Source organism: Anaeroplasma bactoclasticum, from assembly GCF_003550015.1.
GTDB classification, from domain to species: domain Bacteria; phylum Bacillota_I; class Bacilli_A; order Acholeplasmatales; family Anaeroplasmataceae; genus Anaeroplasma; species Anaeroplasma bactoclasticum.
The window spans coordinates 102,515-121,357 of the sequence record NZ_QXEV01000001.1 but is presented as its reverse complement, the minus strand read 5'-3'; the positions used below and the strand labels follow the sequence as shown (position 1 = coordinate 121,357).

Below are 18,843 nucleotides of genomic sequence, written 5' to 3'. Positions count from 1 at the left end.
AGATTATTATGTGGAACTATCAAATCTGGAAATTAATTGCCATTGCTTTAATCTTCTTTATGCAAGCTGGCTTTGCAATGTGTGAGGCAGGTTTTACAAGAGCTAAAAACACAGGTAATATTACAATGAAAAACCTAATGGATTTCTGCTTAGGAACAATTACTTTTATCCTAATCGGAGGTCCTATCCTATGTGCAGAAAATGCACTTGCAGGTGGCCTATTTGGTGAAGTAGGCCAGGTATATAAGGGTATGTTTGGTGAAGGCGCAAACTGGATTGGATGGACAGATTTCATCTTCAACTTAGTATTCTGTGCCACTACTGCTACTATTGTTTCAGGTGCAATGGCTGAAAGAACTAACTTTAAAGCATATTGTATTTATTCTATGATTATTTCAGCTGTTGTTTATCCAGTAGAAGCTTATTGGAACTGGGGCGTTGGTAATAATGGCTGGTTACAGCAGTTAGCTAATAGCTGGGGCTTACTTGATGGTGGCACAGCTCAAGGCTTCATTGATTTATCTGGTTCTTGCTCCATTCATATGGTTGGTGGTTTAACTGCTTTAATCGGTGCATGGATGGTTGGACCTAGAATTGGTAAATATGTTAGAGATGAGAATGGCAAGGTTACAAAAATCAATGCCATTCAGGGTCATAACGTATTAGTTGGTGCACTTGGTGTATTCATTTTATGGTTTGGTTGGTATGGATTTAACCCTGCAGCTTGTACTGCTTGGGAAGGATATGAGGGAATGGGTCAGGTTTTCATGACAACAACCATTTCTGCATCCTTAGCAACAGTAACTGTAATGATGATTACTTGGATTAAAAATGGTAAGCCAGATGTTTCTATGACACTAAACGGATCACTTGCTGGTTTAGTAGCTATTACTGCTGGTTGCTCTAGAGTTGATTTAGTTGGCTCTATCGCAATTGGTATTGTATCTGGTTTCGTATTAACTTTCGGTGTAGAATTCTTCGATAAGGTATGCCATATCGATGACCCAGTAGGTGCTTGTTCTGTTCACTTCTTAAATGGAGTTTGGGGAACACTTGCAGCTGGTTTATTCTCTACAACTACCGGTCTATTCTATGGTAAGGGCTTTGCTCAGCTTGGAATCCAGACTATTGGTGTTTTAGCTGTATGTGCTTGGACAGCCGCTTGGGCATTCCTAATCTTTGGTGTTATGAAGCTTATTAAGAGAAAAGATGGAGTTACTCCATTCTTAAGAGCTACTCCAGAAGAAGAAATTAGAGGTCTAGACTTAACAGAGCATGGTCTTCAAGCAGCTTATGCAGGCTTCCAAATGGCACCACAGCCATTTGATTATGGTGATGCAGTAGCTCAGGTAAATGGAGATATTCCATTAAGTGAAGCAATTGAAGTAAAATCAATGCCTACTGTAGATAATATCAAGCCAGGCGATAAAACAATCACAAAAATTGAAATTGTATGTAAAGAACGTATGTTTGAAGCATTAAAGGATGAACTTTTAAATATTGGTATTACAGGTATGACAGTATCCCATGTAATGGGTTGTGGAATCCAAAAGGGTGCTCCTGAATACTACCGTGGTATCAAGATTGAACCTACATTATTACCAAAGATTCAGGTAGATGTTGTTGTTGCAAATATCCCTGTATCTACAGTAATTGAAGCAGCCAGAAAGATATTATATACTGGTCATATCGGAGACGGTAAAATCTTCGTATATAACTGCTTAGATGTAGTAAAGGTTAGAACTGGTGAAACCGGCCAAGCAGCACTTGTAGATGTTGAATAATTAAAGCCCTTCGGGGCTTTTTTTATTGCTTCTTCTACCACATAAATTTGTTAGTTTCATAATAAAAACACTTACATTTAATTTTTAATTAAAAAAGATTTGTTATAACTAACTTTTTTGTTGACATATGAATAATTTAGTGTTATCTTTTATCTTGATAAAAGTTAGTTATGTGTAACTTTATTTTAAAAAATAAAAATTAACTAAACTGAAATCCAATTTCAGTTATTTTTTAGAAGGATAAGTTATATAAGACTAACTCCAAAGGGGGAACGTGTATGCCATTAGTCATAGCACCATTAAATACAGATTTAAGAATTGTTAAGGTTTTAGTAGAGGACAAGCTTAAAAAGCATTTAGAATCTCTAGGAATAACAATCAATTCCACAATCAAGGTAATCTCTTGTACTGGCGGAAATTGTATTATTCAGGTTAGAGAGGGACGTCTTGCAATAGATAGACATGTTGCTACAAAAATCTTAGTTGCATAAGAGGAGGGTAATGATATGCAAAAATTATTAAATGAGCTTTCCGTTGGCGATTCGGGCAAAATCGTCAAGGTCGGTGGCGAAGGAAGGCTTCGTAGAAGATTATTCGATATGGGTGTAACACCAGGAGCAAGTGTTTACCTAAAAAAGAAAGCACCATTAGGCGATCCAATTGAAATTACAATTAGAGGTTATGAATTATCCTTACGTAAGGATGAGGCCGCTTTGGTTACTTTAGAAGTGGAGGATAACAAATAATGAAAAGATTTGCTTTAGCAGGTAATCCAAACTGCGGTAAAACAACATTATTCAATGCCTTAACTGGTTCTACTGCTCACGTAGGAAACTGGCCAGGAGTTACAGTAGATAAGAAAACAGGTCAGTATAAAAAGCTAGATGAGACTGTAGAAATTGTAGACTTACCTGGTATTTATTCTTTATCTCCTTATACACCAGAAGAGATTGTATCAAGAAATTATATTCTAGATGAAGCACCAGATTGTGTAATCAACATTGTAGATGCTACAAACCTTGAAAGAAATTTATATCTTACAACACAGATTCTAGAAATCGATGTTCCTGTTGTCATTGCATTAAACATGACAGATATCGTATCTAAAAATGGAGATAAGCTTAACAAGGATGAGCTTTCTAAAAAGCTTGGTGTACCTGTTGTTGAAATCTCTGCATTAAAGGATTATAACATCGATGCATTAATGAAGGTTGCTGATGAAGCTTCTAAAGCTCCAAGAAAGGGTAATCTAATCTTAAATAGCGAAGATCCTTTATATCATTTAGTTAACGATTGCAGAATCGCAATCGAATATAGAGGTATCAAAAATCCTCTATTCCATGCAGTTAAGCTTGTAGAGCTTGATGAAATTGAAGCAAAGGATCATGAGGATTTAATTCCTATGGTTGAGGAATTCAAAAAAACATTCTCTAACGATACCTTTGGTACAGATTTTGAAGCATATATTGCTGATGCACGTTATCAATATATCTCTAAGAATTTCGCAAATGTATATGAAAAAGCTCAAACCGGAGAAAAGGAAGAAAAAACAAAATCTGATAAGATTGATAGGGTTATGACTCATAGAATTTGGGGATTACCTCTATTCATCGTTATTATGTTCTTTATCTTCCACTTCACATTTGCTGAAGACTTATTCTATTTAAATGCTTGGTTTGGAGTTGAAATCCATAATGAAGGATTTATTAACTTCTTAACTGGTATGGGCTATGAAGGAGAGCCTTTAGCTGGTATTCCATCCTTAGGTGTATTCTTACAAAACTGGATGGGCTGGTTCTCTGGTCATTTCATTGCAGGCTTCCAATGGATTTGTAGTGGATTCCAAGAATATGGAGATGTTGCTGCTGAAGCTGCATCTGCTACTTGGTATGGTTCCCTTATTTGTGATGGTATCTTAAATGGACTTGATGCTGTATGTTCATTTATCCCACAAATTATGCTATTATTCTTATTTATTGCTATATTAGAGGATACAGGCTATATGGCACGTATTGCTTTCATTTTGGATAGAGCATTTAGAAAATTCGGTCTATCTGGTAAAGCATTTATTCCTATGTTAACAGGCTTCGGTTGTAGTGTTCCTGCCATCATGGCAACAAGAACTCTAGAAAACGAAGTTGAAAAGAATAGAACTATTCGTTTAATGACTTGCTTCTCTTGTGGTGCAAAGGCACCTATTTGGGGATTGCTTGCTGCAGTTGCTACTTATGCTGGCTTCGGCTATGGTGATGTATTTGTATTTACTATTTACCTAGGTGGTATTGTACTTGCAATCATTCTTGCAATCTTCATGAGAGTATTTACAAAAGATACTTATGTTTCTCCATTCATTATGGAATTACCTCAGTATCACCTACCACAGCCAAGAAATGTTGGAGCTCACCTTTGGGAAAAGCTAAAGCATTATGTAATTAAAGCTGCAACAATCATTGCTGCATCCTTAGTAGTTATTTGGTTCTTACAGACTTTCGGTATTGAAAATGGTGGATGGGCAATGGTAGAAAACATGGATAATTCCTTCATTGCATATATCGGTAAGGCATTACAGTACATCTTCTATCCTTGTGGATGGGCAATTGGTGCTGATGGTTGGAAGCACACAGTATCTTCTATCACAGGCTTAGTTGCAAAGGAAAATGTTGTTGGTACAATGGCATTATTCTTCAACAATGGCGTTGAAGAGGGTATGGAAGAAACTATTCAGTTTACATCCTATGGTCTTTATTCCTTTGCTATCTTCAACCTATTAACATTCCCTTGCTTTGCAGCAATTGCTACAGCAAAGGCTGAACAAACAAAGAAGGAATTCTTAAAGACTTTAGGCTTCTGGTTTGGTATTTCTTATGGATTATCTGCTTTAGTTTACTGGCTAGGCGCTCTTTGGGCAGTAGCTTGGTGGGCAGGTATGATTGTTACTCTTGCACTTGTTGCATTCTTAGTATTCGCTGCATATTTCGTTGTAAAGCGTAATAAGAAAGCATCTTCTATTGTTGCTTTAGAGGCATAATCTATGCAGTGGTTTGAGCCTCTTATTGCCCTTGGGGCAGTACTTATTGTTGTAGGACCAATAATTTCATACTTCGTTAAGAAGAAAAAAGGCACATTAAAATGTGATTGTGGTCACTATAGACAAGACTGTATAGGAGACTGCAAATCCTGTCAAGACAAAGCCAAAGGCTTCTTAGAAGAATGTAGAAGAGATTTAAACAATGAACTCAAAAAGTAATACATTCACTTATACTTTAACAGTATTAGGTATGAAATGTGGAATGTGTGAATCACACATCAATACCACAATAAGAAATAAATACAAAGTAAATAAGGTTATATCAAAAAGAAAAAAGAATCTTACAAAAATCATTTCCTATGAGGAAATTGATTTAAATGATTTAAGATCCTTAATCACAAATTTAGGTTATACTGTAGAAGATATAAATCAAGAATAAACACTAAAGGGACATCGCCGATGTCCCTTTTCTTATTTATTTATCCATACACTTTTAAAGATTTCTCTTTTTTCTCCTTGATAATCTCCAAGGCCTTCAAAAACTTTAACAAATCCACATTTATTTAATACATGCTTAGAAGCTATATTTTCACTTAAGCAAATACCAATTACTTCTTTTACACCTAATTTTTTAGTGATTATAGGCAAGAAGGCAGTTACTGCTTCTTTTGCATAACCATTCTTTGTATATTTCATTCCTATATGATATCCTATCTCCCATTCATTATCTAAAGGAATCATTTGAACATAACCAATATTCTCTTTCGTATCTTTTTTTAATATAGGATATACATATGGTCCACCATTATCATATTGACCAATTAAATAATCTATTGCATCTTTTGCATCCTCTATAGTTTCAAAAACCTCATCAGGAACAAATCTTCTATTATCTTGATCTAAAGAATTTAAATGTATATCCTTTGCCATATCTATATTTAGTTTTGTAATTATTAATCTACTTGTTTCAATTAACATAAATCCTCCAAAAATAGCAGGACAAATGTCCTGCTAGTCTCTAATATGTAATGTAGTACCATTCTCTATGGCTTCTTCTTTCATCCTCTTCTTATTTTCATACATCATTTCATCTGCACATTTAATTGTTTCATCTATAGATTCAAGTCTCATAGAATAACCAAATGCACAGGAATATTCTGTATTTGATAAGCCTTCTATCATTTCCTCAATATATTTCTTTATATCTTCTTCTTTAATATTCCTATATAGAATAATGAATTCATCTCCACCAACACGATAAATTCTATTACTGTGAGAATTCTTAATAAATACATCTGAAACTGTACTTAATGCTTCATCACCCTTGGCATGACCATAGGTATCATTTAAATATTTTAATTCATTCATATCAATAGATACAATCGCATCAATGGATTGTGGATATGTTTCTATATCCTGATATAAGCTTTGGCGGTTCATTACTTTTGTTAATGGATCTACACAAGCTAAATGAATATATAAGAATAAGAAATAGAAAGATAATGCTGATGTAAATATTGGAGTAAAATCATCTGTTTCTCCACGAATCATATGTAATATTACACCTAGCATAGCACCTAGTGCTATATATAAATACATAATTCTATTTCTAGCAGTAAATCTTTTTAAGAATGCAATATTAAATAAAAAGAATAATACAAAGTATAATGCGAATATAATATAAGGTAAATAATTTAATGGACCACCCAAATAATGGTTTTCCTGTGTATAATATACAATTAAATGTGTCCACTGAGATGTATAGTATAAAGGTATACATATAGCAAGTGGAATTAAACAAATAAGTTTCCATTTTAGCTTTATAAAATCATGTATTGTAGATAATACTAAAATTACAAAAATAATAATAATTGGATATAATGTATATTTTGTTGCAGTTAAAAAGAATCTCCATAAATTCAAGGTTTCAAATGTTTGTAGCCATGCTTCTACAAAAGAAACAAGAGTGGCTAAAAACAATAATAATGCTACTATTCTTGTATATTTTTTCATCAATACAGGAATATGTGCACTAATAAATAAAACAATCAATAAACCAATTAATTCAAAGAAGACTGTATAATTATTCAAAATGTAGCCGAATACATCCATATACACCAACTCCAATTTTAATAACTACATTATTATAGTACTATTATATCATAAAAGACATATACATAATCAATTGTTTTATTCACTTTTTTATAAAAGGAACTCTTTTTGACTCTATTTTATTTTGTTGTTATAATAGACGGGAGGTGATGTTATGAAATATTTAGTTATCGATGCTTGCGCAAGATTAAATTCAAGAACAAGAAAGCTATGCCAAGGCTATTTAAATACACTTAAAGGCGAAATAAAAATAGTTAAGCTATATGATTTAAATATTAAGCCATTAACAGAAAAAGATTTAAAATATAGAGATAATCTAATTAATAAAAATGATTATAGTGATCCAATTTTTGATTTAGCTAAAGAATTTGCATCATATGATGAAATTATCATAGCTTCTCCTTATTGGGATTTATCATTCCCCTCTATATTAAAGGTATATTTTGAAAATATAAGCATTTCTGGATTAACCTTTAAATATGATAAGGATTCTGTAAAAGGACTAGCAAAAGCCAAAAAAATCATATATATTTCCACAAGCGGTGGAAAAATATATGGAGCTAATTTAGGTTTTGAATATGTAAAGGCTATTGGTAATTTCTTTGGAATTAAAGAAACTATTAATTTTACAGTTGAAGAATTAGATATAGATCCAAGCAAAGAAAAAGAAATACTAGATTTAAGTATTAAAAAAATATCAGAATTAAACGAATAAAAGCAGGAGGCTTCTTCTCCTGCTTTCTTCTTTTATAATGCACTATCTTTTAGTGCTAATGCTAAATTAATTTTAGATATCTTTTTAGATTCAATTAAATATACGATCAAAAATGAGCCTACACCTAATCCAAAGATGATTGGGTATAAATATGGAGCAATATAAAAATCTAACCATCCACTCATTTTAGTTTTTAAAACAATATCCCAAGCGATCTTTATAAAGAATTGCGCAATAAATGTAGATATTATTAGGGATATCATAGTAACAATTCCTGTAGATACATTATATATTTTATTGATATCAAATGTTTTATATCCTATTATCTTTAGCATGGATATTTGATTTTGATTCTTTTCAATAACTATTTTTGCAAGCAAAAATATTAATAGGGCAAATAATATAATAGATATTACTGTAAATAATATAAATACCCTTCCCATAGAATCAGCAAGCTGATTCGATACAACAATTAAATCATCTAAAGAAATAACCTTATATATAAATTCATCACTAATATCTAGCTTATTATCAGAAAAATAAGATACAGCATAATCATTAAATGTTTCTTTAAAATATGCTGAATCCATAAATATAACTAAAGTACCTGTAGTATCGTATACTCCTTCTACTGTTAAGCTATATTTATTATCTGTATACTTTTCTTCTAATTCGATAGCACTACCATTTTTAAAGCCATATTTTGATTTTAAATCTTTAGAAATAACTACTTTGTTATTACTAATATTTAAGCTATTTAAATACTTAGAATTATTTCCATATTTTTCTAAACCAAAGATCATAATTTGATCATTTGCATAATCAATTGTTTTTACATATAGCTTTTCACCATCTAAATTATCTATATCCACCTTTAATATCGTTTGATATGGAGCTATTTGGGACTCTATAACCTCACCCTTATAATGTTCTAGTAAAGGATCCATCATAAGTCCAAATAATAAAATAATAGAAGCTAATAATGTACCAAAGAATAGTGCAAGATATGTACCCTTATTTTGTAATACTACTCTTATTTGAAATTTAGGTATAAATCTAATTCTATGATTTAATTTCACTATTCTTTTGTTCTTTTTAACAATTAATTGATTTCTAAGTAAATTAAGGCTTGGTATTAATAATACCTTTAATATAACTAAAAAGTTAATTAATAGTACCATTAGAATTGGTAAAATTGTTGTATAAATTAATGCTTTAGGATTATAAAATGTTGTATATAATGGCAAGGAATATGAATGGTAATATAAGGATACTATATAATTCTTTAAGCCTGTATAAGCTAATATATTACCAAATACTCCTGCAAGTAGTGTTACAAATGTTGGAAGTATCAAATATTGAACCAATAGTTCTCCATTCTTATATCCCATGGCTTTTAAGGTGCCTATGGATTTAGCTTCTGCTTCAATTTGACTTTTAATCGATAAGGCAAAGACAAAGGCTAAGCCTATTACAATAATAGCTCCAAATATTAACATCATTGTTAAATCGCCTTCTAAATCATCTATTGTAAAGGTTATTGCATGATTATCTTCCTTTGCAAGTAAGCTATCTAGCTTATTTCCATTTAATAAAAGCTTAGTATATATATTTTTACTTAATTCTATTGTTTTATCATGTGCTTCCTTATCATTTAATCTATTTGGATATAAGTAAGCATATTCATAAACTAAATTATCATTAGATATATTATTAAATGCAGCCTCGTTTACTAAGGAAATAGAGAACTTATTCGCATCAAACATAGAATCTGTATTGTTTTTAAATAATGATGAATAATCAAATAAAGATATATATGCTGTAACCTTATAATCTTTATTTGAAATATTAATATTATCACCAATATTAATCTTATTATTCTCACAATATAATCTATCTAATGCAATTTCGTTATCTAAAGTGGGAAGATTTCCTTTATGAACACACCATTTATTAATATTTTCTCTATCTTCTATTTTATATAGTCGAATGGTATGCTCTAAATTCGTTAATAAATCCTTATAGTATATCTTATGAATGGTAATTTCATTTTCTTTTTCTATAGAAGTTATTAAATTCAAATCTAATTCATTTTCTGTAATGAAATGACCATCCTCTAAATTATAATATTCGATTCCTTCATAATATGTTTTTATCATGGAATCATTACCAATCATGTATCCACTACATAATGCGATTGGTAATGTTAAGAATAAAAACATAACAATATATTTAATAATATCTTTTTTAAATTCTCTAGGTAGTCTTTTAAATAAAGGGTTTTTCATAATTCTAAATCACTTGCCTTTACTTTATTGACATTTTTATTGATAGATTTTACTTCTCCATCCTTTAGCCTAATAATAGTATCTGCCATTTTAGCAATGTTTTCATTATGAGTTACCATAATAATGGATGTATTATATTTTTCTTTAACCTTTTCAATAAGCTCAAGGATCTGTTTGGATGTATCACTATCTAATGCACCTGTTGGCTCATCACAAAGTAATAAATTAGGGTTTTTTATAATTGCACGGCCAATAGATGTACGCTGCTGCTGTCCACCAGATAATTGGGATGGGATTTTATTTTCATGCTTCTTAAGTCCTAAAACCGATAACAATTCTTCTAAATCTAAATGATTTTTAGATAAATATGCCCCAACCTCTATATTTTCCCTTACTGTTAAATTAGGAATTAAATTATAGTTTTGAAAAACATAACCTAAGTTTTTTCTTCGATAAGCTATTCTATCCTTTTCAGACATATTTTCTATATATTCATTATCTATACCTACACGGCCATTATCTAATGTATCTATACCACCAATGATATTTAATAGTGTAGATTTACCAGAGCCTGATGGCCCAAGTAATACAGCCATTTCACCCTTTTCTACTTGAAATGAAACGCCCTTTAATACTTGAAATCTATTTTCGCCTTCGCCATATGACTTTTCAATATTATCAATAGATATAAACATAATCCATTCCCCCCTTTATTTATTACTACTTTAATGCGCTAATAAACTCACCATAAGCTAGATCATCAATTTCTGATGCTCCACCATTTACAATTAAGCCCTTAGTTACTAGGTTAGTTCCAACTTCAGCCTCCCAGTTTCTCATCCATTCACCATCACCCCAGCCATACGAACCAAATAAGGCAACCTTTTGATTACCAATTTTAGCCTTTAGCTCATCATAGAATGGTTGGAATTCTTCTTCCTCTAATACTTCAGCTCCCATTGCAGGGCAACCTAAAATGATTAAATCATTTTCTAGTGTTGCATCTACAGTTACCTCATTCACCTTAAATGCATCGCATCCTAAATCGCCTGCAATTTTATTTGCAATCTCCTCTGTGTTTCCTGTGCCTGTCCAATAAACAATAATTTTTTTCATATAATTCTCCTTTATCTCATATAATTTTCAATAGGATAGCCTTTATCAATCATTCTCATTACAGCATTCTTGCATCTAGTATATTTATCAAAGATTTCCATCTTTTCTTCTACATTAGAATATACCTTCCAATATCCTACATATAAGCATTCTTTTCCCTCTATAAATGATTTAATATCGGATAAATCATACCCTAAAAATACTCCGATTTCATGTGGGAAGGAATCCTCTTCCATTCTTTCTCTTAAGGATAGAAGCATTAATTCTACACTTTCTGTTTCATATCCAATGCTATTTAAAAAGGCTCTATTTTCCTCTTTAAATAAATATCTTTCTAATACTTTTTTTCTATAAACAAGGATTAGTGCATTTTTACCATCGTTTTTAAGAACATAAAAACAAAGGTTAGGATACTTCTTATTAAGCTCTTCTATTTCTTCATATAGCTCATCCGTAATCTTTAAATTGATTAGGTTTGAAGCCTTAATACCACATATAGCTGGTGAAGAATGTATTGCAAGTATTTTCTGTAATAAGGTACTCATGATAAGCCTCCTTTGGTTAGTTATAACTAACCTTACTATATATTATCATTATTGAAAGTTAGTGTCAACTAACTAATTTAAATTAATTCATTATAAAAACACTTTCAAAAAGCAAAAAGACCAAATCATTTTGGTCTTTTACTGCTCTTTTATAATTTCCAGCCTACTGCTTCTTTTCTATCTAAAATGAATCTCTTATAAATACCATCATTCTTTAATAGATCCTCATGCTTACCAGATTCAACAATATTACCTTCATCAATAACAAATATGTTATCACAGTTTTTTACTGTTTTTAATCTATGAGCAATCATAATGACTGTTTTATTCTTTGTTAAAGAATCAATTGCCTTCATTAGCTTTTCTTCATTTTCTGGGTCTACATTGGCAGTAGCCTCATCTAATATTACAATCTTAGAATCCTTTAGGATTGCCCTTGCAATGGATAATCTTTGAAGCTCTCCACCAGATAGGGTTTGACCACCCTCACCAATTACAGTATTAATTCCTTCAGGTAAATCATTAACGAAATCACAGCAAGCAAGCTTTAAAGCATTATTAATCTCTTCTTCTGTTGCAGCCTCTTTTGCAATTCTTAAATTATTAATAATTGTATCATTAAATAAATATACATTTTGGAATACGAATGTGAAATTTTCCATTAATGAATCTATATTATAATCCTTTACATTCTTATTATCTAACAATACTTCTCCTTCATTAACATCCCAAAATCTTGCCATTAAATGACAAATAGTTGTTTTACCAGAACCAGATGGTCCTACAAAGGCTACCTTAGTATTTTCTTTAATTTTTAATGATAAATTATTAATAATACTCTTTTTATCATAAGAGAATGAAACATTCTTAAATTCAATATCCGAAGATTTTGTTTTATAATCCTCACCCTTAATATTCATTGTTTCAATAGATAATATTTCATTACCCTTTTCTACACAGCGTTCAATTATTTTAGATAATGCACTAAATGTTCCCATTGCATCTAAGCTTGAATAAATAATGAAGCTTGCGATAATAATCGTCATTGTTGTTGCTAAATCATTATATCCATTAATGAATAATAAAATTGCAACAGCTGTCATACAAACACCAATTAATCTTGTTATATATGTTTGAATAGTTTGTACAGGAATCATCTTTAATTCAACAGTTTGATAAAGCTTTGTTCCCCTCTCATTTGCTTCATTAAATCTTTTTGAATATTTACCATATAAATTATAAGATTTAATTTCAGAAATACCTAAAACATAATCTAGGGTTGCACCTATAATCGCAACATCAGCCTTTTCCTTGTCTGGTGCAAATTTCTTTCCTAAATATTTAATCCATTCATTAAATAATAAATAAACTATAACACCAGCTAAAGCAACAAGTCCTATTCTATAATCAAAGAAGAAAAGAGATGCAACAACAATTAATGTATTAATTAAACCTGTAGTAACAAGCATAACTACTCTTGTTGCGATATCCGATAGCTGCTCCATAGTATTTGTTGTTACAGAGGTAATATAAGCTAAGGAATTATTATTAAAATATCCCATTGGAACATATCTTAAATGCTCTGCAATTTCAATTCTCTTTTCTGCTGCAGTAGAATATCCACCATCTACTTGTAGCATGGAGGATGCATATTTTAATCCAATAGAAATAACTGCAGGTACTAGCATAATTAAAAATGCAAATAATACAGTATATAAATCAAATGTACCCTCAAATACATTTTTAAACAAATACCAAATTGCAGGTAATTTTGCTGCTTCACAGATACCCATTAAAACAGTTAATACAATTGCTAAATAGAATTGCTTCTTTCTTTTTGAAGGACAAAAATCAAAGAAAACCTTTAACATTTTAAGCATTTAAATCACTATCCTTTCCTGCAATATGGCTTAACCACATATTCTTATATAATTCTGATTTTTCAAGTAATTCCTCATGCTTACCATGAGCTTCAATAATTCCATCATTTACTAAAATGATGTCATCGCTATGAATGATTGTAGATAATCTATGAGCTATAACAATTACTGTTTTATCTTCTGCTAAGGCAGATAATGATTTTTGAATAATTGCCTCGTTTTCTGGATCTGTATAGGCTGTTGCCTCATCTAAAATAACAATTTTAGAATCCTTCATCATCGCTCTTGCGATAGATATTCTTTGACGCTCTCCACCAGATAGGTGAGAGCCACTATCACCAACAATGGTATTATAGCCATTTTCTAAATTCATAATAAAATCATGAATTCCACATTTTTTACATACAGCTATTACATCCTCATCCGTTGCATTTAAATTACCCATTTTAATGTTTTCTAAAATAGATACATTAAATAAGTAATTATTTTGGGAAACATAAGAAACCATTTTATTATAGTCTTCTAATGTTAAATCCTTTATATTAACTCCACCAATATAAATATCTCCTTTATTAGGATCCCATAAAGATGCAATTAATTTTGCAATAGTAGATTTACCAGCACCAGATGGTCCAACTAAAGCAATTTGTGAATTTGCTTTTATATCTAAATTAATATTATGTAATACTTCTTTATCTTCATATCCAAAGCTTACACCCTTTAAAGATATACTAGAATCCTTAGGTGTATTTTTAGATACACTTGGTCTATTTAGATGATCCATAGATACTATTTCATCAATCTCAGAAAAAATTGTTTTTGCCTTATGTAAATCATCTACATGGCCCATAGAATTAATAAGTGGTGAAATAAGTCCAACAGACATAAGTATAGAAATGACAAATACCTCTAGAGTAATCATTCCATGATAATATAAAATACCACCTAAAGGTAAAACAGCTAAAAGTGTATATGGAGCTACAGTCATCGCAATACTAAATGCAATATTGCATTTTCTTTGCCACTCCACAAAGCAATCTGCACCTTCCTTGGCAGCTTTTTTAAATTTCTTATAGGACGATTCACTTTTACCAAAAGCCTTAATTACTTCAATTCCATTAATATATTCCACTGCGGTATCATTTAATACCTTTGTTTTATTAATACAATTATTCCAGTATTTTTCATAACCTATAGACATAGTCAAATAGGAAACCATACCTATAGTAAATGGAATTAATGCAATTAATCCCATTTGCCAACTTATAATCATTAAATATATAAATGTCCCTAAAAATCCAATAATATTACCTGTAAATTCAGGAATGATATGTGCAAGTGCTACTTCAGTAGAATCAATTCTTTCACATAGTGTATTCTTTAATGAGCCTGAATTATGGCTTTTAACATCACCTAGTGATGCTAAAGCAAGTGAATCAATTGCTCTTTTTCTTACGCCCTTAATTGTTTGATATGCAGCAATATGGGATAAGGATGTAGATACAATATGGAATGCTCCTTTTAAAAAGAACAATACTAAAAGTAAAATACTATCTAAGGAATATGCACTAAATTCATTTCTTCCTTCGATTAATTTATTAATTATGCTAGCTATAAAATAAAATGGTGATATTCCTGCTGTAACAGATATTAATGAAGTAATAATACTAAATACATAATACTTTTTCTTTGCACCAGCATAATCAAATATGATTGAAAATAAGCCTCTTCTTTTCATTTTACCCTCCTAAAAACCTAACAAATGCCTAAAGCCTACTGTATAAAAATCATTTATTTCCTTGCAAACCTCTAACAACTCCTCACTCTTTAACTTTAGATTTAATAAATTAAGATACGCTTCTAAATATGAATCTAATAATACTTTAAAGGAAACAAAGCTAAAATCATTTGGTTTATATCCTTCTAATTTCATTTTTTGAATATATTTTATGGTTGCATTAAATTCATAATTCACTATAAAATCCTTTAACCAGGATTTTCTTTCTTTAACTATTAATTTAACTAAATCCATATATTCACCAAATAAAAGCTTATATTGAAAACCACCATCATGTTCAAAATTCCACATCTCAGAAACCTGATCATTTTTTAAAAACTCAGTATCTGTTTCTTCAATATAATTTGTCATTTCCCTAAAGTAATCAATAAATGGTTTTATAACTGCATCAAATATCTCCTCTTTATTTTTAAAATGTCTATATATAGCTGTAGCACTAATATGACACTTAGAAGCAATCACTCTAAGAGATGCATCATTAAAACCCTTTAAAATGAATTCTTCTTTTGACACCTTTATAATCAAATTTTTCGTATCCATTTTTAACTCCTTTGTTAACGTTGTTAACGAAGTTAGTATAGACTAACTATTTATTTATGTCAATAAACCAAAATAAAAAGTGAATTTATTCTTCTTTTGTTAATAAAAAATAGAATGTCAAAAGATTAGAAATCTTTCTGCCATTCTTCTAAGAGGGCGTTGCCCTCTTTTTGTTTTGGCTTTTTTCCTGTATTATAGATAGTGGTGATTTTATGGCTTCTATCGTAACTGATTATTTACCTTTAGAAATTAAATCTAACCCTTATTATGTTCACGCTAAAAGAGGATACCTTTCTCATCTTCTTTTAGATGCTGCTAAAGCTGGACAGGATGTTTATGAAAATGAATATAATAAACTTAATAATCTTGCTTACGCTAGAAAAGAAAATAATCATATTACCATTCAGGAAGTTTTCAAAGATAACTGGGGTTACTTTGTCGAATACTGTAATAGGAAGAGTATTCCCCTAAGAGATGCTATTTTAAGTAATGTTGATAGTATGATTAATTGTAGAAACTTCAATAGTGGCTACTTGTTCTATGAATGCCCTAATTGTCACGACATTTATGTTAGAGGATTATCTTGTCATTCTAGATTTTGTGTATCTTGTGGCAAAAAATATAGAGATGCTAGAGCGAATGAAATATCTAAGACTTGTATCTATGCCCCTCATAGACATATCACTTGGACTATTGCTGAAGAACTTAGATGGTTCTTTCAAAAATATAGGGACCTATTCGATGAATTGTTTGGAGCTGTTAATGATGTATTAACTCATCTCATTCAAGGTAAATCTAAAGCCGCCAGAAAAAGAAACGAACGTTTAGGCTTTATCTCTACTCTTCATACTTTTGGTAGAGATTTAAAATTTAACCCTCATATCCATACTTTGATTGCTGAATGTACTATCGACAAAAACGGAAAGAGAAAACCATATTCTTATTTCAATTATGATTCTTTAAGAAAATCTTTTATGAACCAGTTATTAAAAAGAATGTATAAATTTCTTAAAGGGATAAATGACAAAAATGATATAGATGAGTTTTTCAAAATTAAGAAAGAATTATATAAGAAAAATGAATCAGGCTTCTATGTTCACGCTCCTCAAAAAGAATGTAAAAATCCTAATCAAATCAAGAAGATTGTAAACTATGTTTGTAGATATGCAGGACATCCTGCGATGAGTGAATCAAGAATTATCTCCTACAATAAAGATACAAAAATGATATACTATTATTACGACCCACATGAAGATGATGCCATTATCAATGAAAATGATAAAATTGGTAGACAATATGTTACTGAGTCTGTTTTTGATTTTATAGCTAAATTAATTGTTCATATACCTAACAAAGCCGTTCATACAACTAGATATTACGGCTTCTATGCTAATCATTCTTCCCTTGACATAATGCACCAACCAAAACTTTTCAAATGGAAAGAAATTGCCAAAATGAAGTCTAATCTAAATTGGAGAGTAAGACTCATTTCATCATATAAATATGACCCACTACTTTGTCACTGCGGAGCTACACTGGAAATTGTTCCTGACCTTTGTTACTTCGTAGGCTATTCTAAGGAGGATGGATAAATATGGAATTTGAAACAAAGAAAAGATTATTAACTAAAGAAGAAAAACTAAGAAGAGCCATCTTCTTCTATACATATGAAGATTTAGATTTTGACTTAGAGTATGAGGAAGGCAAAGGCTTTGATGACCATGGTCAACCTTTAGTCAAAATTGAGGAAAACATAAATAAACTAGATGATAAGACAAAGGCTCTAGTTTATGAATTTGCTGAAAGAGAAATATATGATGAAACCATTGATTTAAAATGCTTAAAATGTGATTATGAGGAACAAGATGTTGACTGGGAAATGATTGAAGAAATTTGGGATGGAAACAAATACCCAATTCTATACTGCCCAAAATGTGGTAAACCACATTATGTACCTTTAGATATTTGGAAAAAGAAAAACAAATATAAGAAATACTAAATCGAATTAATTTGTTTTAAAGCCTAGGTAACCCTAGGCTCTTTGTCGTTATAAATATAAAATTAAGCTTAATATACAATTTCCTAATAAACAAAAAAAGCATAGGCTAATAAATAACCTATGCTAATAAAATACCTATTGTTCTTTAAATAATTCTAATTTCTTATTTGTAAACCATAATACTAATCCAATACCATAGGTTACTATAAGTATTCCCAAAACAGCAAATATATATGTCCAATTCTCACCTAATACAAAATAATACCAATCATAATCTTTATTCACACTCCCATCACTATTTAAATGTGTAAATACATTAATAGTATAGAAAATAGCATAACAAATCATGTGTACCATATTAAAGAATGTATATTTAAATTTTATATTACTTCTTCCTTCAAATAATATAAATGATAAGATTGCTGATATAGGCGTTAATAAATGAAAACATATATTTGTACTTCTAAATAAAATGAAATAGCTATATCCTTCAGCTACAGCAACAAAGCCTAAATAAAACACTACAACAAAGAATGTTAATGTTACTCCTGTAGTAGCAATCATTTTAACAATCTTTAACCAGTTTGGTATTTCATTGTATTTTTTTAACAATATTAAAATATCAAATACTACTATTATTGCAGCAACTATACCACTAACAATATTAGATTGTGTTGTAAACATTCTAAATGTTTTTGGCCCTCTTATAGATAAAATAATTGCACAAACAATAACGGATATCGTTGTAAATAGATTTAATAATAATGAACCATACACCTTTTTCTTCATTGTATCACCCTAGTCTTTACATTATTATAGCACATATTAAAAGAAGCAAAACCATATATCCTTGCTTCTAGAGAGTTATTTAGAATGAATATATCCTGAGTTTTACACTTGTTATGCTATAAAGTGAAAGTATATATAAAAAAACAAGGCTATTACAACCTTGTCTTTATCGATAATCTAAATTTCGAATAGTAGCTATACTACCTATAAACGAAAGTAGTAAAATTAATTCTAAATTTCAAGTAGTAC

At 30.3% G+C, this 18,843-nt stretch carries 19 protein-coding genes; 9 read left to right on the top strand and 10 right to left on the bottom strand.

What is annotated here, in order from left to right; genetic code table 11:
* The first annotated feature begins 8 nt into the window (after positions 1-8).
* The 6 genes from EI71_RS00515 to EI71_RS00490 all read left to right on the top strand — a co-directional run bounded on the left by EI71_RS00515 (position 9) and on the right by EI71_RS00490 (position 5,251).
* A complete protein-coding gene (locus EI71_RS00515; protein ID WP_119015288.1) occupies positions 9-1,784 on the top strand; it encodes an ammonium transporter in 1,776 nt (591 codons plus the stop codon).
* 278 nt (positions 1,785-2,062) lie between these two features.
* Positions 2,063-2,275: a FeoA family protein gene (locus EI71_RS00510; protein ID WP_119015287.1), complete on the top strand. Its 213-nt coding sequence runs from the start codon at positions 2,063-2,065 to the stop codon at positions 2,273-2,275.
* A gap of 15 nt (positions 2,276-2,290) precedes the next feature.
* On the top strand, positions 2,291-2,530 hold the full coding sequence (locus EI71_RS00505; protein WP_119015286.1) for a FeoA family protein: 240 nt from the start codon (positions 2,291-2,293) through the stop codon (positions 2,528-2,530).
* Positions 2,530-4,812 carry a ferrous iron transporter B gene (feoB, locus tag EI71_RS00500; protein WP_119015285.1) on the top strand — a complete coding sequence of 761 codons (2,283 nt, stop codon included), beginning with the start codon at positions 2,530-2,532 and terminating at the stop codon, positions 4,810-4,812. Before EI71_RS00505 ends, feoB begins: the two co-directional genes overlap by 1 nt.
* Positions 4,813-4,815: 3 nt before the next feature.
* Positions 4,816-5,031 carry a hypothetical protein gene (locus EI71_RS00495; RefSeq protein ID WP_119015284.1) on the top strand — a complete coding sequence of 72 codons (216 nt, stop codon included), beginning with the start codon at positions 4,816-4,818 and terminating at the stop codon, positions 5,029-5,031.
* Positions 5,015-5,251: a heavy-metal-associated domain-containing protein gene (locus EI71_RS00490; protein WP_119015283.1), complete on the top strand. Its 237-nt coding sequence runs from the start codon at positions 5,015-5,017 to the stop codon at positions 5,249-5,251. Before EI71_RS00495 ends, EI71_RS00490 begins: the two co-directional genes overlap by 17 nt.
* A gap of 32 nt (positions 5,252-5,283) precedes the next feature.
* Here the strand turns inward: EI71_RS00490 and EI71_RS00485 are convergent, their stop codons facing one another.
* Both EI71_RS00485 and EI71_RS00480 read right to left on the bottom strand, forming a co-directional pair.
* Positions 5,284-5,790 (bottom strand): GNAT family N-acetyltransferase, encoded by a 507-nt coding sequence (locus EI71_RS00485; RefSeq protein WP_119015282.1) that lies wholly within the window; start codon positions 5,788-5,790, stop codon positions 5,284-5,286.
* A 33-nt stretch (positions 5,791-5,823) separates the two neighbouring features.
* Positions 5,824-6,924 (bottom strand): GGDEF domain-containing protein, encoded by a 1,101-nt coding sequence (locus tag EI71_RS00480; RefSeq protein WP_119015281.1) that lies wholly within the window; start codon positions 6,922-6,924, stop codon positions 5,824-5,826.
* A gap of 154 nt (positions 6,925-7,078) precedes the next feature.
* On the opposite strand from EI71_RS00480, the gene EI71_RS00475 reads away from it, so the two are divergent.
* Positions 7,079-7,639, top strand: coding sequence for an NAD(P)H-dependent oxidoreductase (locus EI71_RS00475; protein WP_119015280.1), 561 nt, complete (start codon positions 7,079-7,081; stop codon positions 7,637-7,639).
* Positions 7,640-7,671: 32 nt separating this feature from the next.
* On the opposite strand, the gene EI71_RS00470 is transcribed toward EI71_RS00475, so the two are convergent.
* From EI71_RS00470 to EI71_RS00440, 7 genes are all read right to left on the bottom strand, one after another.
* The gene (locus tag EI71_RS00470) at positions 7,672-9,927 is read right to left on the bottom strand and encodes an FtsX-like permease family protein (RefSeq protein ID WP_119015279.1); all 2,256 of its coding nucleotides are present in this window, start codon (positions 9,925-9,927) and stop codon (positions 7,672-7,674) included.
* The gene (locus tag EI71_RS00465; RefSeq protein WP_162849621.1) at positions 9,924-10,622 is read right to left on the bottom strand and encodes an ABC transporter ATP-binding protein; all 699 of its coding nucleotides are present in this window, start codon (positions 10,620-10,622) and stop codon (positions 9,924-9,926) included. Before EI71_RS00465 ends, EI71_RS00470 begins: the two co-directional genes overlap by 4 nt.
* Positions 10,623-10,647: 25 nt before the next feature.
* Positions 10,648-11,043 (bottom strand): flavodoxin domain-containing protein, encoded by a 396-nt coding sequence (locus EI71_RS00460; RefSeq protein ID WP_119015277.1) that lies wholly within the window; start codon positions 11,041-11,043, stop codon positions 10,648-10,650.
* Between the two features lie 11 nt (positions 11,044-11,054).
* Positions 11,055-11,588, bottom strand: a complete 534-nt coding sequence (locus EI71_RS00455; protein WP_119015276.1) for a DUF3793 family protein — start codon at positions 11,586-11,588, stop codon at positions 11,055-11,057.
* A 149-nt stretch (positions 11,589-11,737) separates the two neighbouring features.
* Positions 11,738-13,468: an ABC transporter ATP-binding protein gene (locus EI71_RS00450; RefSeq protein WP_119015275.1), complete on the bottom strand. Its 1,731-nt coding sequence runs from the start codon at positions 13,466-13,468 to the stop codon at positions 11,738-11,740.
* Positions 13,461-15,206, bottom strand: a complete 1,746-nt coding sequence (locus EI71_RS00445; protein WP_119015274.1) for an ABC transporter ATP-binding protein — start codon at positions 15,204-15,206, stop codon at positions 13,461-13,463. Before EI71_RS00445 ends, EI71_RS00450 begins: the two co-directional genes overlap by 8 nt.
* A gap of 9 nt (positions 15,207-15,215) precedes the next feature.
* Entirely contained in the window at positions 15,216-15,806 is a 591-nt protein-coding gene (locus tag EI71_RS00440) for a TetR/AcrR family transcriptional regulator (RefSeq protein WP_119015273.1), read from the bottom strand.
* A 170-nt stretch (positions 15,807-15,976) separates the two neighbouring features.
* On the opposite strand from EI71_RS00440, the gene EI71_RS00435 reads away from it, so the two are divergent.
* Complete coding sequence (locus EI71_RS00435) at positions 15,977-17,398, top strand: IS91 family transposase (RefSeq protein ID WP_211320982.1); 1,422 nt, start codon at positions 15,977-15,979, stop codon at positions 17,396-17,398.
* A 2-nt stretch (positions 17,399-17,400) separates the two neighbouring features.
* A complete protein-coding gene (locus EI71_RS00430) occupies positions 17,401-17,805 on the top strand; it encodes a hypothetical protein (RefSeq protein ID WP_119015271.1) in 405 nt (134 codons plus the stop codon).
* A gap of 135 nt (positions 17,806-17,940) precedes the next feature.
* On the opposite strand, the gene EI71_RS00425 is transcribed toward EI71_RS00430, so the two are convergent.
* Positions 17,941-18,594 (bottom strand): hypothetical protein, encoded by a 654-nt coding sequence (locus EI71_RS00425; protein WP_119015270.1) that lies wholly within the window; start codon positions 18,592-18,594, stop codon positions 17,941-17,943.
* Positions 18,595-18,843: the final 249 nt, after the last annotated feature.